This window comes from Rhodoferax sp. (assembly GCF_030646845.1).
Classification (GTDB): domain Bacteria; phylum Pseudomonadota; class Gammaproteobacteria; order Burkholderiales; family Burkholderiaceae_C; genus Rhodoferax.
Genome location: NZ_JAUSLE010000017.1, coordinates 37,738 through 53,267 on the forward strand (window position 1 = coordinate 37,738; position 15,530 = coordinate 53,267).

Annotated in this window: 14 protein-coding genes; 8 read left to right on the forward strand and 6 right to left on the reverse strand. The window is 64.0% G+C overall.

The window, feature by feature from the left end:
- Positions 1-22: 22 nt before the first annotated feature.
- Positions 23-478 (reverse strand): universal stress protein, encoded by a 456-nt coding sequence (locus Q7T10_RS04750; protein WP_304746490.1) that lies wholly within the window; start codon positions 476-478, stop codon positions 23-25.
- 110 nt (positions 479-588) lie between these two features.
- On the opposite strand from Q7T10_RS04750, the gene Q7T10_RS04755 reads away from it, so the two are divergent.
- Positions 589-1,299, forward strand: a complete 711-nt coding sequence (locus Q7T10_RS04755; RefSeq protein ID WP_304746491.1) for an alpha/beta fold hydrolase — start codon at positions 589-591, stop codon at positions 1,297-1,299.
- Positions 1,300-1,317: 18 nt separating this feature from the next.
- Here Q7T10_RS04755 and coaD read toward each other — a convergent pair whose 3' ends face one another.
- From coaD to Q7T10_RS04775, 4 genes are all read right to left on the reverse strand, one after another.
- Positions 1,318-1,818 (reverse strand): pantetheine-phosphate adenylyltransferase, encoded by a 501-nt coding sequence (gene coaD, locus Q7T10_RS04760; RefSeq protein WP_304746493.1) that lies wholly within the window; start codon positions 1,816-1,818, stop codon positions 1,318-1,320.
- A gap of 92 nt (positions 1,819-1,910) precedes the next feature.
- Positions 1,911-2,525 carry a 16S rRNA (guanine(966)-N(2))-methyltransferase RsmD gene (gene rsmD / locus Q7T10_RS04765; RefSeq protein ID WP_304746495.1) on the reverse strand — a complete coding sequence of 205 codons (615 nt, stop codon included), beginning with the start codon at positions 2,523-2,525 and terminating at the stop codon, positions 1,911-1,913.
- Positions 2,526-2,627: 102 nt separating this feature from the next.
- On the reverse strand, positions 2,628-4,019 hold the full coding sequence (locus Q7T10_RS04770; protein ID WP_304746497.1) for a pitrilysin family protein: 1,392 nt from the start codon (positions 4,017-4,019) through the stop codon (positions 2,628-2,630).
- Between the two features lie 11 nt (positions 4,020-4,030).
- A complete protein-coding gene (locus Q7T10_RS04775) occupies positions 4,031-5,506 on the reverse strand; it encodes a pitrilysin family protein (protein ID WP_304746499.1) in 1,476 nt (491 codons plus the stop codon).
- A gap of 41 nt (positions 5,507-5,547) precedes the next feature.
- On the opposite strand from Q7T10_RS04775, the gene ftsY reads away from it, so the two are divergent.
- The 7 genes from ftsY (at position 5,548) to Q7T10_RS04810 (ending at position 14,889) form a co-directional block, all read left to right on the forward strand.
- A complete protein-coding gene (gene ftsY, locus Q7T10_RS04780) occupies positions 5,548-6,636 on the forward strand; it encodes a signal recognition particle-docking protein FtsY (protein WP_304746501.1) in 1,089 nt (362 codons plus the stop codon).
- Complete coding sequence (locus tag Q7T10_RS04785) at positions 6,633-7,838, forward strand: ABC transporter substrate-binding protein (protein WP_304746503.1); 1,206 nt, start codon at positions 6,633-6,635, stop codon at positions 7,836-7,838. Before ftsY ends, Q7T10_RS04785 begins: the two co-directional genes overlap by 4 nt.
- Before the next feature lie 52 nt (positions 7,839-7,890).
- Positions 7,891-8,922 (forward strand): GGDEF domain-containing protein, encoded by a 1,032-nt coding sequence (locus Q7T10_RS04790; RefSeq protein ID WP_304746505.1) that lies wholly within the window; start codon positions 7,891-7,893, stop codon positions 8,920-8,922.
- Between the two features lie 75 nt (positions 8,923-8,997).
- A complete protein-coding gene (locus Q7T10_RS04795) occupies positions 8,998-9,684 on the forward strand; it encodes an alpha/beta hydrolase (protein WP_304746507.1) in 687 nt (228 codons plus the stop codon).
- A gap of 25 nt (positions 9,685-9,709) precedes the next feature.
- A complete protein-coding gene (locus Q7T10_RS04800; RefSeq protein ID WP_304746509.1) occupies positions 9,710-10,975 on the forward strand; it encodes an Hsp70 family protein in 1,266 nt (421 codons plus the stop codon).
- 5 nt (positions 10,976-10,980) lie between these two features.
- A complete protein-coding gene (locus Q7T10_RS04805) occupies positions 10,981-12,612 on the forward strand; it encodes an ABC transporter permease (protein ID WP_304746511.1) in 1,632 nt (543 codons plus the stop codon).
- Between the two features lie 54 nt (positions 12,613-12,666).
- On the forward strand, positions 12,667-14,889 hold the full coding sequence (locus tag Q7T10_RS04810) for a bifunctional diguanylate cyclase/phosphodiesterase (RefSeq protein ID WP_304746513.1): 2,223 nt from the start codon (positions 12,667-12,669) through the stop codon (positions 14,887-14,889).
- Between the two features lie 91 nt (positions 14,890-14,980).
- Here Q7T10_RS04810 and Q7T10_RS04815 read toward each other — a convergent pair.
- Positions 14,981-15,530 (reverse strand): methyl-accepting chemotaxis protein (locus tag Q7T10_RS04815; RefSeq protein ID WP_304746515.1); only part of this gene is annotated, 550 nt, incomplete at its 5' end.

Here is a 15,530-nt window from a genome sequence, read left to right on the forward strand (position 1 = left end):
ATCTGGACGCCGGGTCAAACCGTCATTCAGACGCATCAAGCACAAGTGTTTCATCCAGCTTGACAATCATCACCGGCACGCTCGCTGAATGCAGAACCTCATTGGATACCGAACCCAGCAATGCGCTGCGCAGAGTGCTGGTTCCGCTGGCACCCATGACCACGAGGTCGCATCCAAAGCGCTCCAGGATATCGATGAGGGTGTGCGCCGGGTCGCCCGACGCCACTTCACATTCATAGGAAATGCCCGCCTCCTTCAGCAGGGCCTCCGCCGGTTCCAGCGTGTGGGTGCCGGCGGCCGCGCTCACCTGTTCGATCACTTGAGGATCGTGCGCAACCACCAACTCATACAAAGTGGCGGTTTCCTGAACATTCGCCAGCACCACGCTGGTCTCAAGACCATCTTTCGCCATGCGTATGGCAAAGCGAACAGCCTCCAGCGAGACGGCAGAACCATCCACAGGCAGTAGTATCTTCATTTTTTTCTCCGGCTTGACTATGAGGTTGAACGTCTCAAGCGTAGGGCATGCCCTTGGGCGCCATCTTGAGATAGGTCAATATACGCCAGTCTTTGACAGAAACCTATTGCATGACCCAACTCGTATTTCTTCCCGGCCTGGCCGCCGATGCCGTCATGTGGCGCCATCAACTGATCGCCATGCCATCTCACCTCGACCCGGTGGTGACCGATGTGCACGCCCGCCACGCCACCCTGGCGGACATGGCCAGCGCCCTGCTTCGGGCGCATCCGGGCGACCTCATCCTGTGTGGCGCTTCCATGGGCGGCATGCTTGCCATGGAAGTCGTCCGCCAGGCGCCGCAGCGCATCAAGGCACTGGCGCTGCTGGGCACCAATGCCCGACCGGAAACCGATGCCATGCGGTCGCTGCGCGAAGCGGCTATCGCAATGTTCGAGCAGGGTCGGGCCAAGGCGGTACTGACCGCCAACCTGCCAATGGCTTTTCATCCAAGCCGGGCCAACGACACGGCACTGCTGCAGACTTATCTTGACTTGGTGCTGAACGCCGGCGTGACGCAACTGATACAGCAAAACCGGGCCCTTATGGCGCGCCCCGATGCACGGCTTCATCTGGGCGCGGTCAACTGTCCGACGCTGGTCCTGTGCGGGGACGGCGACCGGCTCACGCCGCCCGAATGCTCGCGCGAAATTATGGCGCTGATCAAGGGGGCTGAATTCACCCTGGTGCCACAGTGCGGCCATATGTTGACCATGGAGCGCCCGGTGGAGGTGAATGCGACGCTCTTGGCGTGGCTGGCCACCGTGGCGCCCCCAGCTTAGGGCGCGGCCCCGGCGAGCCTACGTACGTGCCAGGTGCTGCACTTTTTCCATCAGGCGTTCGTTCACTTCTGGCGACACAAACTTGTTCACCTCGCCTCCCAACGTGGCTATTTCGCGGACAAAGGTACTGGAAATGAACTGGTACTTGTCGCTGGGCGTCAGAAAAACCGTTTCCACGTCGGGCATGAGACTGCGGTTCATGCCGGCGAGCTGGAATTCGTAGTCAAAGTCCGTCACGGCGCGCAGACCGCGCACCATCGCCTTGGCGCCGCGCGCCACCACAAAGTCACGCAACAGGCCGGAAAAGCTTTCAACTTCCACTTGTGGATAGTCCTTGACCGCCTCACGTGCCATATCAATGCGCTCTTGCAGGGAGAAAAGCGCCTTCTTGTGATGTCCCGCGGCGACGGCCACGATGACGCGGTCAAACAACTGCGTCGCCCGTCGCACCACATCTTCGTGGCCAAGGGTCATCGGGTCAAAAGTGCCGGGATAAACGGCGATCACGTTGTGGGCCATAGTGCGCCTGTAGGTCGGTTGAGGGAAGAACTGGCATGCTCTTTTTGTCGCGGGGCTCTCCTGCGCCGCATTATGCAGCGCGCCGTGACGGGCTAGCCCAGACGCGTGAGCAAATGGGCGTGAACTGCGCCGGCCTTGAGGTGCCGGTGCAGCTTCAGCCCGGCGCTCTCCAACTGCGCATCGGTCCACAGGGTCGGCGCCTCCAGGTACACAAAGCCGTCCTGTGCCACAGCGCGACCCGCCGCTTGCACTGCCGCTTCAAACAACACGGAGTCGAAAGGCGGATCCACAAACACCACGTCCATACTGGCCGGGTCAAGCTGCTTGAGGGCCGCAATGCCGTCGCCCCGCACAATCTGCGTGGCGCTTGCCTGCAATTGCGTCTGGACGCGCTTGAGCTGCGCCACCAGGGCGCTGTCCTGTTCGACCAGTGTCACCTCTTTGGCGCCACGCGACGCCGCTTCAAAGCCGAGCGCACCGGTGCCGGCAAAGGCGTCAATGCAGCGCCAGCCGCTCAGGTCCTGGCCCAGCCAGTTGAACAGGGTCTCGCGCACACGGTCCGGGGTCGGGCGCAGCCCGGGTCTGTCGGCCACGGCGAGTTTGGTGCGCTTCCACTGGCCGCCAATAATGCGAACCTCATGGCTCTGCGGGGAGGCGTGCCGGGGGACGCGAGGCTTTCGGGGAAGTTCAGATTTCTTTTGTTTCATGACCAGAGCTTAACCAAGCCAGGGCGGGGAGTTCCATTGCCAGGAAAAACCGAGCCCCCGCCTCGGGCGGACGGTGCGCGATGTGAAGCAGTATTTTCAACTTCAGTTGGCAGACTCTGTCGCGCCCAGCACCACCGTCACCATCGTCTCGGGCTGCAACACCCGTGCAAAGGCCGCCCGAATGTCTTTGACGCTGACCTTCTGCACCTGTTGCGTCCAGGTGTCCAGATAGTCCAGCGGCAAATCGTTCCAGGCCATGTTGGCGACGTTGTCCAGCAGCTTGCGGTTGCTGTCGAGCCGCAGGGCAAAACCACCGATCAGGTTGTCCTTGGCAGCTTGCAGTTCGGTTTCGGTGGGGCCCTTCGCCACGAAGCTGGCTACCACCTCGCGCGAGACCTGCACCGCCTGACTGGCCTGATCCGGCCGGGTCTGCAGGCCCAGGGTAAATGCCCCCGCATGCAATCCGGGCGAGAAGTAGCTGTAGACGCTGTAACTCAGGCCCCGTTTTTGGCGCACTTCATTCGACAGCCGCGACACAAAACCGCCGCCACCCAGGATGTAGTTGCCGACCGTCAGGGCAAAGAAATCGGGGTCGCTGCGCTTCACGCCGGGCTGTCCGATCAGTACATGGGCCTGCGCCGAGTCGAACGCGATGCGCTTCTCCACCGGCTTGTCCAGTGGTATCACTTCGGCCACGGCGGGCAGCGGCGGGCACGCCGTGGGCACGCCGGCACTGGCGTTGGCGGGGAGGCGCGAAAACAATTGGGTCACCAACCCGTCGGCCTGTTCCCGGGTGACAGCCCCCACTATCGTCACCTTGGCACGGCACGGCAATATCAGGCTGCTGTACAGCGCCTTCATGTCGGCCACGCTGATGCGTGCCAGTGTCGCCTCGGTCATCTCGAACCCGTAAGGGTGCTGGCCGTAGACCGCTGCGGCAAATGCGCGCCCCGCCAACGTGGCCGGACGGGTGTTGGCCTCCCGGATGGCGGCGTTCAGGCGTTCGCGCTCACGCTGCCAGATGGCGTCGGGAAATGCAGGCTCGCCGAGTTGCCTGGCCGCCAGCTGCGTGGCTTTGCCCAACAGATCCGGGTAGGTCAGCGAGCGCAGTGAAAAACTCAGGCGGTCACTGCTGGCACCCGCGCCGAACGAGGCACCCAGATCGGCCCAGGCTTCACTCAAGCCGTTTTCATCCAGCGCAGGCTCGGCAGTACCCGATACTGGCCGCGCGCTGGCCAGAACACCTTTGGAAGTCATGCTGGCCGTCACGCTGGCCAGCCCGGCCTGCTCCGGCGGATCACGGCGACTGCCGGCGTCAAAGTCGATCTGTACGTCCACCATCGGAATCGCCGGGCTTTGCACCAGGTACACCTGAACCCCCGAGGCCTGCGTCCAATGCTCGATGGGAATGCCAGCCAGCGCCATTTTTGAACAAAAAAGTCCTGCAGCCCCCGTCAATATTGCGTAGATAGCTATCTTTTTTATAGTAATCATGGACCGTGCTTTCAGTGCCTGGCGCCCGCCGGTGGCGGACGCGGCTTGCGGGTCTTGTCCGGTGGCTGCGGCAACAGCACCGCTACGGTGAGCTGATCGTCACCAAAGTAGCGCTGCGCCACCGCCTTGACCTGCGCGGCCGTGACGGCGCGCAGGCGGGCAATCAGCTGCTCGCCCGCATCCAGCGGCAGCCCCTGCACCCAGTTGCTGCCGAGTTCACGGGCCTGGTTGAAGACGGAATCGAGCTTGTACACCTCGCTGGCCACCCACTGGGTCTTGACGCGGTTGAGCTCAGCCTCGGACACCCCCTCGCTGGCAATGCGGGCCACCTGCTCACGCAGGGCCAGTTCCACCTCGGCAGCCGTCCTGCCCTGCGCGGGCACGCCGTCCAGCACGAACAGCTGCGGCCCGCGACCCCACAAACCGTTGTAGGCGCCGACACCGTCAGCCACCCGCTTGTCACCCTGTGTCAGCGCGCGGTCCAGCCGGGCGCCACTGTAGCCGTCCAGCACAGCGGCCAGCACTGTCAGCGCCAGAGCGTCTGCGTTGCCTTGTGAGTTGCCAACCTGGCTGGCTGGCGTGCCCGCTGGTTCGTTCGCCGGTGTGTCGGCCTGCCGGTTCGCATCCGTCCCGTCCAGCGACTTCAAGCCGGGCACTTTGAAGGCCAGCGACACATAGGCCTGCTCAGCCGGCGCCTTGAACGCCATGCGCCGTATGCCCGCCTGCACAGGCTCCGCACGCGGTTTGCGCTCGGGCACCGCCCGCGCCGGCAGACCGCCGTAATACTTCTCAGCCAGTCGGCGCACCTGCGCCACATCCACATCACCGGCCACCACCACGGCGGCGTTGGCGGGCACATACCACCGGCGGTAGAAATCGCGCGCATCGGTCGGCGTCATGGCCTGCAGGTCACTCATCCAGCCCACAATCGGGCGCCGATACGACGACGCTGCAAAAACAGTCGCATTCAACGCTTCATGCATGAGAGCCCGGGGGCTGTCTTCGGTGCGAAGGCGGCGCTCTTCCTTGACCACTTCAAGCTCTTTTTTAAACTCTTCATCGGGCCACTGGTTGTTGGCAAACCGGTCCGCCTCCAGCTTCATCACATCTTCGAGACGGCCGGACGGAATCTGCTGGTAATAGCCTGTGTAGTCCTTGGCCGTGAAAGCGTTCTCTCGCCCTCCCAGGGCCGCCACCCGGCGCGAAAACTCGCCCGCCTTCACCTTTGGTGTACCTTTGAACATCATGTGTTCCAGCACATGCGCCACGCCGGAGGTGCCGTCCACTTCGTCCATGGACCCCACCCTGAGCCACAGCATGTGAACCGCCGTGGGGGCACGGCGATCGGGTTTGACGATGACCGTCAAACCGTTGGGCAAGGTGAATTGTTCAACTTTGGCAGGGGTCTGGCCACTGGCTGCGACACCGGACAGCAGACAGCCAGCGAAGAAAAGAAACGGCAACAGACGGAAAAAAATCAGGGGCATGGGTCGTTTCATAGAATGATGTGATTCTAAGAAGCCGCCAAATGTTCAGTTTTTTCAAAAAGAAACCCCCGCCCACACCCACGGCCCCTCCGGCCGTGCCAGCCACCGCAACTGCGCCCGCCCCGGCAGGGGTGCAACCGGCGCCGGCAGCGCCGGGCACTGGTGGCTCCCTGATCGGTCGGGCGCTGGTCACGCCGATTGAGATTCCCGTGCCCGCCGCCGTGCCGCCGGAACGACAGAAGTGGCTGGAAAAACTCAAAGCGGGCCTGGGCAAGACGGCGTCCAGCATTTCGGCGGTGTTTGGCGGCACCCAGATCGATGAAGCCCTGTACGAGGACCTGGAGAGCGCCCTGCTGATGGCCGACGCAGGCGTCGCGGCCACGCAGTACCTGCTGAATGAATTGCGGCGCAAGGTGCGCGAGAGCGGCGTCACCCACCCGGTGGCGCTGAAGAACATCCTGATTGCAACACTCACCGAATTGCTGCAGCCGCTGGAAAAAGCGCTGGTTATTGGCCAGCAACAACCGACCGTGATCATGGTGGCAGGCGTCAACGGCGCGGGCAAGACCACCACGATTGGCAAACTCACACGTCATCTGGCCAATGAGGGCGCCACCGTGCTGCTGGCAGCCGCTGACACCTTCCGCGCCGCGGCCCGCGAGCAGCTCAGTGTCTGGGCCGACCGCAATACGGTGGAAATCATCAGCCAGGAGGGCGGCGACCCGGCCGCCGTGAGCTTTGATGCGGTCAGCGCCGGCAAAGCGCGCGGCAAGGATGTGGTGCTGGTGGACACCGCGGGTCGCCTGCCGACGCAGCTGCACCTGATGGAGGAGCTCAAGAAAATCAAACGCGTGGTGCAAAAGGCCGACGCCACGGCACCGCACGAAGTGCTGCTGGTGATTGACGGCAACACCGGGCAAAACGCGCTCACCCAGGTCCGGGCCTTCGACGACGCCCTGCAACTCACCGGACTGATCGTCACCAAGCTGGACGGCACAGCCAAAGGTGGTGTGCTGGCGGCAATAGCGCGGGAGCGGCCCATTCCGGTGTATTTCATCGGTGTCGGCGAGAAACTGGAAGACCTTGAAACCTTCAATGCCCGCGAGTTTGCGCAGGCGCTGCTGGCATGAACACGCCACTGTCGCGTCGCCAGGCCGTCTTGCTCATGGGCGCCAGTCTGGGCACGTCCTTGAGCGCGCAGACAGCTGACTCCTGGGCTGCCACCCTGGCCCGGGCCCGCGGGCAAACGGTGTACTTCAATGCCTGGGCCGGGAGCCAGAACATCAACGCCTACCTGCAGTGGGCTGGCGCCGAGGCACAGAAGCGCTTCGGTGTGAAACTGGAACACGTCAAGATCACGGACACCGCGGAAGTCGTCAAACGCGTGCGCCAGGAAAAAGCCGCCGGCAAATTAACGGACGGCACGGTGGACATGGTCTGGATCAATGGCGAAAACTTTCTGACCATGAAACGCGAGGGCCTGCTGTTTGGCCCGTTTGCCGAAAGCCTACCCAACTTTGCCTATGTGGACGTGCAGGGCAAGCCCACCACCCGCATCGACTTCTCGGAACCGGTCGAGGGACTGGAAGCACCCTGGGGCATGGCCCAGCTGACTTTCTTTGCCGACCAGGCACGCGTACCCAGCCCACCGCGCAGCATGGCCGAGCTGCTGGCCTTTGCCAAAGCCAACCCCGGGCGGGTCAGCTACCCGCGCCCTCCCAACTTTCATGGCAGCACGTTTGTCAAGCAGGTGCTGCTGGAAGTGAACGCAGACCGCAGTGCCCTGTACAAACCCGTCACGCCCGAGGCGCTGATCCGGGCCAGCACACCGCTGTGGGCTTTTCTCGACGCGCTGCACCCCCACCTGTGGCGTGCAGGCAGGCAGTTTCCGCAGAATTCAGCGGCCGTGCGCCAGATGATGGCGGACGGTGAGTTGCTGCTGGCCTTCACCTTCAACCCGAACGAAGCGGCCAACGAAATCGCCGCCGGTCGCCTTGCGCCAAGCGTGGTGAGCTATCAGTTCAGCGGCGGCTCGATTGGCAACACCCACTTCCTGGCGATCCCCTTCAATGCCCGGGCCAGGGAAGGCGCCCAGGTCCTGATCAACTTCCTGCTCAGCTCCGAGGCGCAGGCACGCAAAGCCGACATTGCCCAGTGGGGTGACCCCACCGTGCTGGCCATGGAAAAACTGCCCCCGGCGGAGCGTGCCCGCTTCAATGCAAGCCCGCGGCCGGGTCAAGTGGACAGGGTCACGGCAACTTTGCCCGAGCCGCATGGCAGCTGGGTGGAGCCACTGGAGCGGGAGTGGCTCAAACGCTACGGTCAGCAGTGACGGCCATGGGCCATCAAGGTACACTGCGCGCAGCCAAAAATATGCCTATCAAATGCCACAACTCGTCGACAACCTTGCCGATCTGACCGCCCTGCGAGACCGGAATGCACTCGACGTTGCACTGGTCAGTGCCATCAATGACTTGCTGCAACCCAAGTCGACGGCCATCTGCCGGGTGGTTGGCGACGCGGGCAATGAACGCTGGCGGATCTGTGCCCAATGGGACGCCGGGCAGCCGACCCCGACCAGCGACTCGGCGTGGTCCAGACTGGATTCGCTGCCCCCCTTGTCGGGCCATCCCCTGCGCCAGCAAGCGCTCGCAACACGGCAGCTATCGCAAACCAGCGACTGCCCCAGCATCACAGTATTTCCTCTCGCCAGCAACGCCGCAACCGTCGGGGTCCTGGAAATCAGCACCGACGAGCCGCTTTCTGAAGATGCCCAACGTCTGGTCAGCGGCGTGCTTCGCCTGTATCTCAACTTTCAAAGCCTGCTCGACTATGGCGAGCGCGACGCGCTCACGGACCTGCTCAATCGCAAGACATTTGACGGCGCCTTCCTGAAGGCGACCATTGAGCAGGAAATGGCCGTCGAAAACATCGAGGGCGATCGCCGAGACGCGGCAGGCGCGGGCAGCTACTGGCTGGCCATGATCGACATTGACCACTTCAAACGCGTCAATGACAACTATGGACACCTCATCGGCGACGAAGTCCTGCTGCTGCTGGCACGCCTGATGCGCGCACACTTTCGCTTTCACGACCAGCTCTACCGGTTTGGCGGAGAAGAGTTCGTCGTGCTCATGCGCTGCAATGGCGAAGCAGAAGCCGCGGGCGTGCTTGAGCGGCTCCGAGCCACCACGGAAAGACACCTCTTCCCGCAGGTTGGCACCATCACCATCAGCGTCGGGTTTACCGAAATCAAGACCGGCGACACACCCAGCGGCGCGTTCGAGCGCGCCGACAAGGCGGTCTACCATGCCAAGGCGCACGGTCGAAATCAGGTTTGCAGCCACGCGGCCCTGATTGCCAGCGGTGAACTGCTTGACGCGGCCGCCAACATGGGCGAAGTCGAACTGTTTTAGGCGCCTGGCGCAGCGAACGGTGGTCCCGCGGGTTGTCCGACCCGTCAGCGATCGCCCTTTATACAATTTCACCCTATGAACACCTTGCTACCCCGCGTTGAAATTGACAGCGCTCCGCACCCGACTGCCGCCGTCATCTGGCTGCACGGCCTCGGGGCCGACGGGAACGACTTCGCGGCACTGGTGCCCGAACTGGACCTGCGCCACTGTCCTCCCATTCGCTTCGTATTTCCGCACGCGCCCAGCCTGCCGGTCACCCTCAACGGCGGCTACATCATGCCGGCGTGGTACGACATCCTGGGCGTCGATCTGATCAGCCGCCAGGACGCTGCCGGCATCCAGCGCTCCGCCCACGCCATTACCGCGCTGATTGAGCACGAAGTGGCGCGCGGCATTGCGCACCAGAACATCGTGCTGGCGGGCTTCTCGCAAGGCTGCGCCATGGCCCTGCACACCGGCTTGCGGCTGCCTCAGAGGCTGGCGGGCATCATGGCCCTGTCGGGCTACCTGCCGCTGGCCAATACCCTGGTCGCCGAGCGCCATCCGGCCAACGCCCACACGCCCATCTTCATGGCCCACGGCAGCATGGACCCGGTGGTGCCGCCCGCACGTGGCGAGGCCTCGCGCGACCTGCTCACCGGTCTGGGCTACCCGGTGCAATGGCACAGCTACCCCATGGCGCATAGCGTCCATCCCCGCGAAGTGGCTGACCTGTCGGCCTTCCTGGCCCGCACACTGGGCCAGGGCAGCATGGCGGCCTGACCGCTTGACGGGGCGGCCACACGGCATGGTTCTGGGTATTGACTTTGGCACGTCCAATTCGGCGGCGGCGCTGGTGGGCGCCGACGGCCAGTTGTGCGTGATCCCGCTGGATGGCGCCAGCGCGGCCATGCCCACAGCACTGTTCTTCTGCAACGAGACCCACACCACTCTTTTCGGTACACAGGCCATGCAAGCCTACCTCGGTGGCACCGAAGGGCGGCTGATGCGCTCCATCAAAAGCCTGCTGGGCAGCAGGTTGATGGACGAGTACACGGTGGTCAACGGCCAGTCCATCCGCTTTTTTGACATCGTCGTGCTGTTTTTCAAGGAACTCAAGGCACGCTGCGAAGCTCATGTGGGCCACCCGATCGAGCGCGCCATGCTGGGTCGCCCGGTGCATTTTGTGGATGATGATGCCGAGCGCGATGCACTGGCTCAGGCCACGCTGGGACGTGCCGCCAGAGAAGCGGGCTTCGCCCATATCGACTTCCAGCTCGAACCCATCGCCGCGGCATTCGACTTCGAGCAGCGCATTGCCCGCGAGACCACGGCGCTGGTGGTGGACATTGGCGGCGGCACCTCCGACTTCACCGTGATCCGCCTGGGCCCCGATCTGCGCCAGAAGAGCGACCGCAGCAGCGACATCCTGGCCACCACCGGTGTGCATCTGGGCGGCACTGACTTTGACCGCCTGCTCGACCTGGGCTACGTCATGCCGCTGCTGGGTTACCGCCACATTGGCCCGGGCGAGCGCCCGATACCCAACAGTGTGTTTTTCGACCTGTCCACCTGGCACCTGATCCACCACGCCTATTCCCGCAAGAGCATGCACTTTGCCCGCGAACTGTGGACCTCCTATGCCGACCTGGCGCTGCATGCCCGTCTGATGCAAGTGCTGGAGGAGCACCATGGGCACCGCATCCTGGCGGGCGTCGAAGCCGCCAAGATCGCCTGCTCGATCTCACAAGACAACGCGGCGGTGGACCTGGCCTTCTTGCACACGCCCAACAATGCCCTGCCGGCTCCTCCTGTCGTCATCACCCCGCACGGCATGGGCGAGGCGCTCGCCGGGTCGCTGACCCAGGTGGTGCAATGCGCCCTGCAGTGCGTGCAGGCCTCGGGCCTCGCCGCAGTGGACGTCGTGTACCTCACCGGCGGGTCGTCCGCGCTCCAGCCGCTGGTGGACGCCCTTAAAGCCGCCCTGCCGGGTGCGACCATGGTGCAGGGCGACCGCTTTGGCGGCGTCGCCGCGGGGCTGGCGTGGGCCGGCTCTGTTGCGGACAAAGGATGAAGCTCATGGGTCGTGCTGACCGCATGGTGTCGGCGCTGCTCATCATGACTTTGGGCCTGCCTCTGCTGTGGGCCGCTTCGGCTGCAGCGATGGCGGCGCTGGACGCCTCGGCCTGGCAGGGGCTTCTGGCGGATTCGCAAACCCTCCAGGCGCTGGGCCTCACGCTGTGGACCGGTCTGCTCGCCAGCGGTCTGTCAGTAGCGCTTGCCGCCTGGCTGATTTCACACAATTTCCCCGGGCCGGCCTGGGCCCGGCTGATGCAGGCCTTGGGTCCGATGCTGGCCGTGCCGCATGCGGCATTTGCCATTGGGCTGGCTTTTTTGCTGGCCCCCAGCGGCTGGCTGCTGCGGGCCCTGTCACCCTGGGCCACGGGGCTGGACGCACCGCCGCCCTGGGCGACCACGCAAGACCCCTGGGGACTCGGCCTGGTTCTGGTGCTGGTCGCCAAGGAAGTACCGTTTCTGCTGTGGGCGGCGGCCACCCAGCTGCAGCGCGCCGACGTCGCACAAGTCTGGACCCGTGAACTGCTGGTGGCGCGCAGCATGGGCTATGGGCCACGCGCTGCCTGGTGGCGCGTGTTGTGGCCGCAGTTGTGGCCACGGCTGCGCTGGCCTATGCTGGCCGTGCTGGCCTACAGCCTGACGGTGGTGGACGTGGCGCTGGTAATTGGCCCCACGACGCCGCCAACGCTGGCGGTGCTGGCATGGCAATGGCTGCTGGATGCCGATGTGACCGTCAACGCGCGCGGGGCTGCCGCTGCATGGTTGCTGGCCCTGCTCGTGGGAGCCATGGCGGGCCTGCTGTGGCAAGTGCCCCGGCAGCCGGCGTGGCGCACGCGCTGGACCACGGGCACCCGGCGCGCGCCAGCGCAGCGGAGCATGCTGGCGCGCGCCGGGGCCGTGGGCCTGGCCGCCCTGCTGTGCCTGTACCTGGCTGTGATGCTTTCGCTGGCCCTGGGTAGTGTGGCTGGCATCTGGCCGTTCCCTGCGTTATGGCCGCAGACACTCACCACACGCGCCTGGGCATCGGTTTGGGGCAGCCTCGCCACCATGGGGACCACACTGACGCTGGCGCTGGCCAGCGCCCTGGTCGCGCTGCTATGGTCGGTCGCCTGGCTTGAATGCGCGCCAGCGCTGCTGATTGACCGGTTGCGTCGTCTCATCTATCTGCCTCTGGTGCTACCCCCGGTGCTGTGGGTGGTGGGCGTACACAGCCTGACCTTGAACTGGGGCATTGATGCCACCTGGGCCGGCCTGTGGCTGGCCCACACGCTGGCCGCCGTGCCCTACGTGCTGATTGCGCTGAGCCCCGCCTACACCGGTTTCGACCCACGCTTTCGGCACATTGCCGCGTCCCTCGGCCACGGACGGGCGGTGTTTCTTTGGCGCGTGAAATGGCCGCTCTTGCGCGCCGCGCTGGCATCGGCCTTTGCCGTTGGCTTTGCAGTCAGCGTGGCGCAGTATCTGCCAACCCTCTTTGTCGGCGCCGGGCGCTTTGCCACGGTGACCACCGAAGCCGTCACACTGGCCTCAGGCGCGCAACGGTCCCTGACCGCTGCCTACGCGTGGCTGCAGTGGCTGCTGCCGGCGCTGGTGTTTGGCCTGGCGGCCTGGCTGGGGAAACCCCGACGCTACTGAAACACCGGTCCGTTTGCAGGACAATGCAGGCTACTTCGTCACAACACAGGCCCCATGCCCGCAAGCAACACTGATCCCGACCTGCATGCAGGGCACCCCGACGCATTGGAGCTGTTGCAGCTTGCGCTGCGCGAGCAGCAGGTCATTCTGGACAATGCAGGCGTCGGCATCGTGTTCATCAAGCGGCGCATCCTGATTCGCTGCAACCAGCGCTTTGCACAGGTCTTTGGCCATGCCAGCACGGCCGATGCATTGCGCAGCTCCAACATGTCGCTGTACCCCGACGAAGCGTCATTTCATGCACTGGCCGAAGCGGCCTACCCCGTCATGGCCCAGGGCCTGGCGTACGAATCAGAGGTCCTGATGAAACGCCGGGATGGCCAGTTGTTCTGGACCCATCTGACCGGCAAACTGGTCAATCCGGCGGCCACTGACGAGGGCTCGATCTGGATTGTTGACGACATCAGTGAGCGCAAGGCAGCGCAGGCGCAACTCGAGTCGGTCCTGACTGAACAAAGCCTGATTCTGGACAACGCCATGGTGGGCATCGTGTTTCTGCGGGACCGCAGAGTCACCCGCTGCAACCAGAGTTTTGAGACCATGCTGGGTTATGCGCCGGGTGAACTGCACGGCGTCTCCTCACGGCAGTGGTACCTGACTGAGCAGGAATGGATTGACGCTGCCGAGCGATGGCGCGCGCCCTTCGCCGCCGGGCAAGCCTTTGAAGGCGAAATCACACTGTGCAAGAAGAACGGCACTCCCATTTTTTGCGAGGTTCGTGCCAAAGCCATTGACCCCAACGATCCGGGCCATGGGGCGATCTGGATCACCATGGACATCACGGCGCGAAAAAGCGTCGAGAATGAATTGCTGCAAGCGCGCGCGAACCTCGAAGGATTAGTCGAATTGCGTACCCAGGAGCTCAGGCGCACCGTGCTTGAGCTGGAGAAAAAAGCAGCCGAACAAGAAGTTGCCGAAGCCCATATCCAGCGCCTGGCCCATTTTGATGCCCTCACCGGGCTGCCCAACCGCCTGCTGTTGAGCGACCGGTGCCAGCATGCGCTCAGCGCAGCCCAACGGGCCCAGCAGTGCGTCGCCCTGATGTTTCTCGATCTGGACCATTTCAAAAACGTCAACGATTCCCTGGGGCACCGCGTCGGCGACGAGGTGCTGGTTGAACTGGCGGCACGCCTGAAGGCCGCCGTGCGGGAGCAGGATACGGTCTCGCGCCTGGGAGGTGACGAATTCATTCTGCTGCTGCCCGACACCAATGCAGAGGGTGCGGCCCGTGTGGCCGACAAGCTGCTGCAGACGGCACTGATGCCCTTTCAGATTGAACAGCACGAACTCACGGTCACACCGTCGGTTGGCATCGCGCTTTACCCGAAAGACGGCGCTGATCTCGACGCGCTGTCCAAGTGCGCCGATGCCGCCATGTACCGCGCCAAGGAAGACGGGCGCAACAGCTACCGATTTTTCACCGCCGAGATACAGGCCCATTCTGACCGCACCCTGCTCTTGCACAACGCCTTGCGCCGGGCACTGGCGCGCGACCAGCTGGAACTGCATTACCAGCCACAAATCTCGATGGAGACCGGCCGGACCGTCGGCGCCGAGGCTCTGCTGCGCTGGCATCACCCCGAGCTGGGTGCGGTGTCGCCCGCCGAATTCATCCCGATTGCGGAGAGCAGTGGCCTGATTCTGCCCATTGGGGAGTGGGTTATACGCACGGCCACCACACAGCTCATGGCCTGGATCAGTCAGGGCATGACACCCATCACCATGGCCGTCAATCTGTCATCCGCCCAGTTTCGGCATGCCGACCTGCCCCAACTCGTCACCAGCATCCTGGAAGACGTGGGCCTGGACCCCGGACTGCTGGAGCTTGAGCTGACGGAAAGCGTGGCCATGACCCACCCGCTGGGGGCCATCGCGGTGATGGACGACCTGCGCCAGCGCGGCGTGCGCATGGCCATCGATGATTTTGGTACCGGCTACTCGTCTTTGAGCTACCTGAAGCGGTTTCAGGTCTACAAACTCAAGATCGACCAGTCATTCGTGCGCGACATCACCGAAGACCCCGACGACAAGGCCATCGTCGGCGCCATCATCAGCATGGCCAGCAGCCTGGGGATGCAAACCATTGCCGAAGGCGTGGAAACGGAAGGACAGCTTGAATTTCTGCGGGCGCGGGGCTGCACCGAGGCACAGGGTTACTATTTCAGCCGCCCTTTGTCGGCGGTGGCGTTCGGCAACTACATGCGCGAAGCGGTCTGACGCGTCAAGCGATTATGCTACCAAAAACGTAGCGTCATGCGCTTGCATCACGTGGGCTGCAGCCCGATCGGACTGCCACGCACTGGGGTTTTTAGAAGCTGGTCCAATCATCATCGCCACCGGCGGGCGACGCCTTGGGCGCTGCGGGTCTGGCTGCAGGCAGTGCTGGCGGCGCAGACGAGGCCCTACCTGGCTTGGCGGCAGGCGATCTGGCAGCAGCTCCCTTGGGGACGCCCCCGCCACGCCGGTCAATGCCCTTGAAAGGCGGCTTGCCCGACGTGTGCGAGCGCACGGCGGCCGGGGCAGTACCGCGATGGCTGTCATTCGCCCCCAGTTTGAACACCGCCACCACCTGCACCAGTTCCTGCGCCTGTGATTTGAGGCTGCTGGCAGCCGCCGCCATTTGTTCAACCAGCGCCGCGTTCTGCTGGGTGGCCTGGTCCATCTGGGAGACCGCTTCGCCCACTTGCGCCACGCCGGAAGCCTGTTCGCTGCTGGCCGCACTGATCTCGCCCATGATGTCGGTGACGCGGCGAATGCTGCTGACCACCTCGGTCATGGTGGTGCCGGCCTGGTCCACCAGGGTGGTGCCGTGTTCGACGCGCTCCACACTGGCGTTGATGAGTGATTTGATTTCCTTG

Excerpts from the sequence above, each read along its gene's own strand:
- Q7T10_RS04750 (WP_304746490.1), bottom strand. The coding sequence starts at position 478 with ATGAAGATACTACTGCCTGTGGATGGTTCTGCCGTCTCGCTGGAGGCT.
- Q7T10_RS04755 (WP_304746491.1), top strand. The coding sequence starts at position 589 with ATGACCCAACTCGTATTTCTTCCCGGCCTGGCCGCCGATGCCGTCATG.
- coaD (WP_304746493.1), bottom strand. The coding sequence starts at position 1,818 with ATGGCCCACAACGTGATCGCCGTTTATCCCGGCACTTTTGACCCGATG.
- rsmD (WP_304746495.1), bottom strand. The coding sequence starts at position 2,525 with ATGAAACAAAAGAAATCTGAACTTCCCCGAAAGCCTCGCGTCCCCCGG.
- Q7T10_RS04770 (WP_304746497.1), bottom strand. The coding sequence starts at position 4,019 with ATGATTACTATAAAAAAGATAGCTATCTACGCAATATTGACGGGGGCT.
- Q7T10_RS04775 (WP_304746499.1), bottom strand. The coding sequence starts at position 5,506 with ATGCCCCTGATTTTTTTCCGTCTGTTGCCGTTTCTTTTCTTCGCTGGC.
- ftsY (WP_304746501.1), top strand. The coding sequence starts at position 5,548 with ATGTTCAGTTTTTTCAAAAAGAAACCCCCGCCCACACCCACGGCCCCT.
- Q7T10_RS04785 (WP_304746503.1), top strand. The coding sequence starts at position 6,633 with ATGAACACGCCACTGTCGCGTCGCCAGGCCGTCTTGCTCATGGGCGCC.
- Q7T10_RS04790 (WP_304746505.1), top strand. The coding sequence starts at position 7,891 with ATGCCACAACTCGTCGACAACCTTGCCGATCTGACCGCCCTGCGAGAC.
- Q7T10_RS04795 (WP_304746507.1), top strand. The coding sequence starts at position 8,998 with ATGAACACCTTGCTACCCCGCGTTGAAATTGACAGCGCTCCGCACCCG.
- Q7T10_RS04800 (WP_304746509.1), top strand. The coding sequence starts at position 9,710 with ATGGTTCTGGGTATTGACTTTGGCACGTCCAATTCGGCGGCGGCGCTG.
- Q7T10_RS04805 (WP_304746511.1), top strand. The coding sequence starts at position 10,981 with ATGGGTCGTGCTGACCGCATGGTGTCGGCGCTGCTCATCATGACTTTG.
- Q7T10_RS04810 (WP_304746513.1), top strand. The coding sequence starts at position 12,667 with ATGCCCGCAAGCAACACTGATCCCGACCTGCATGCAGGGCACCCCGAC.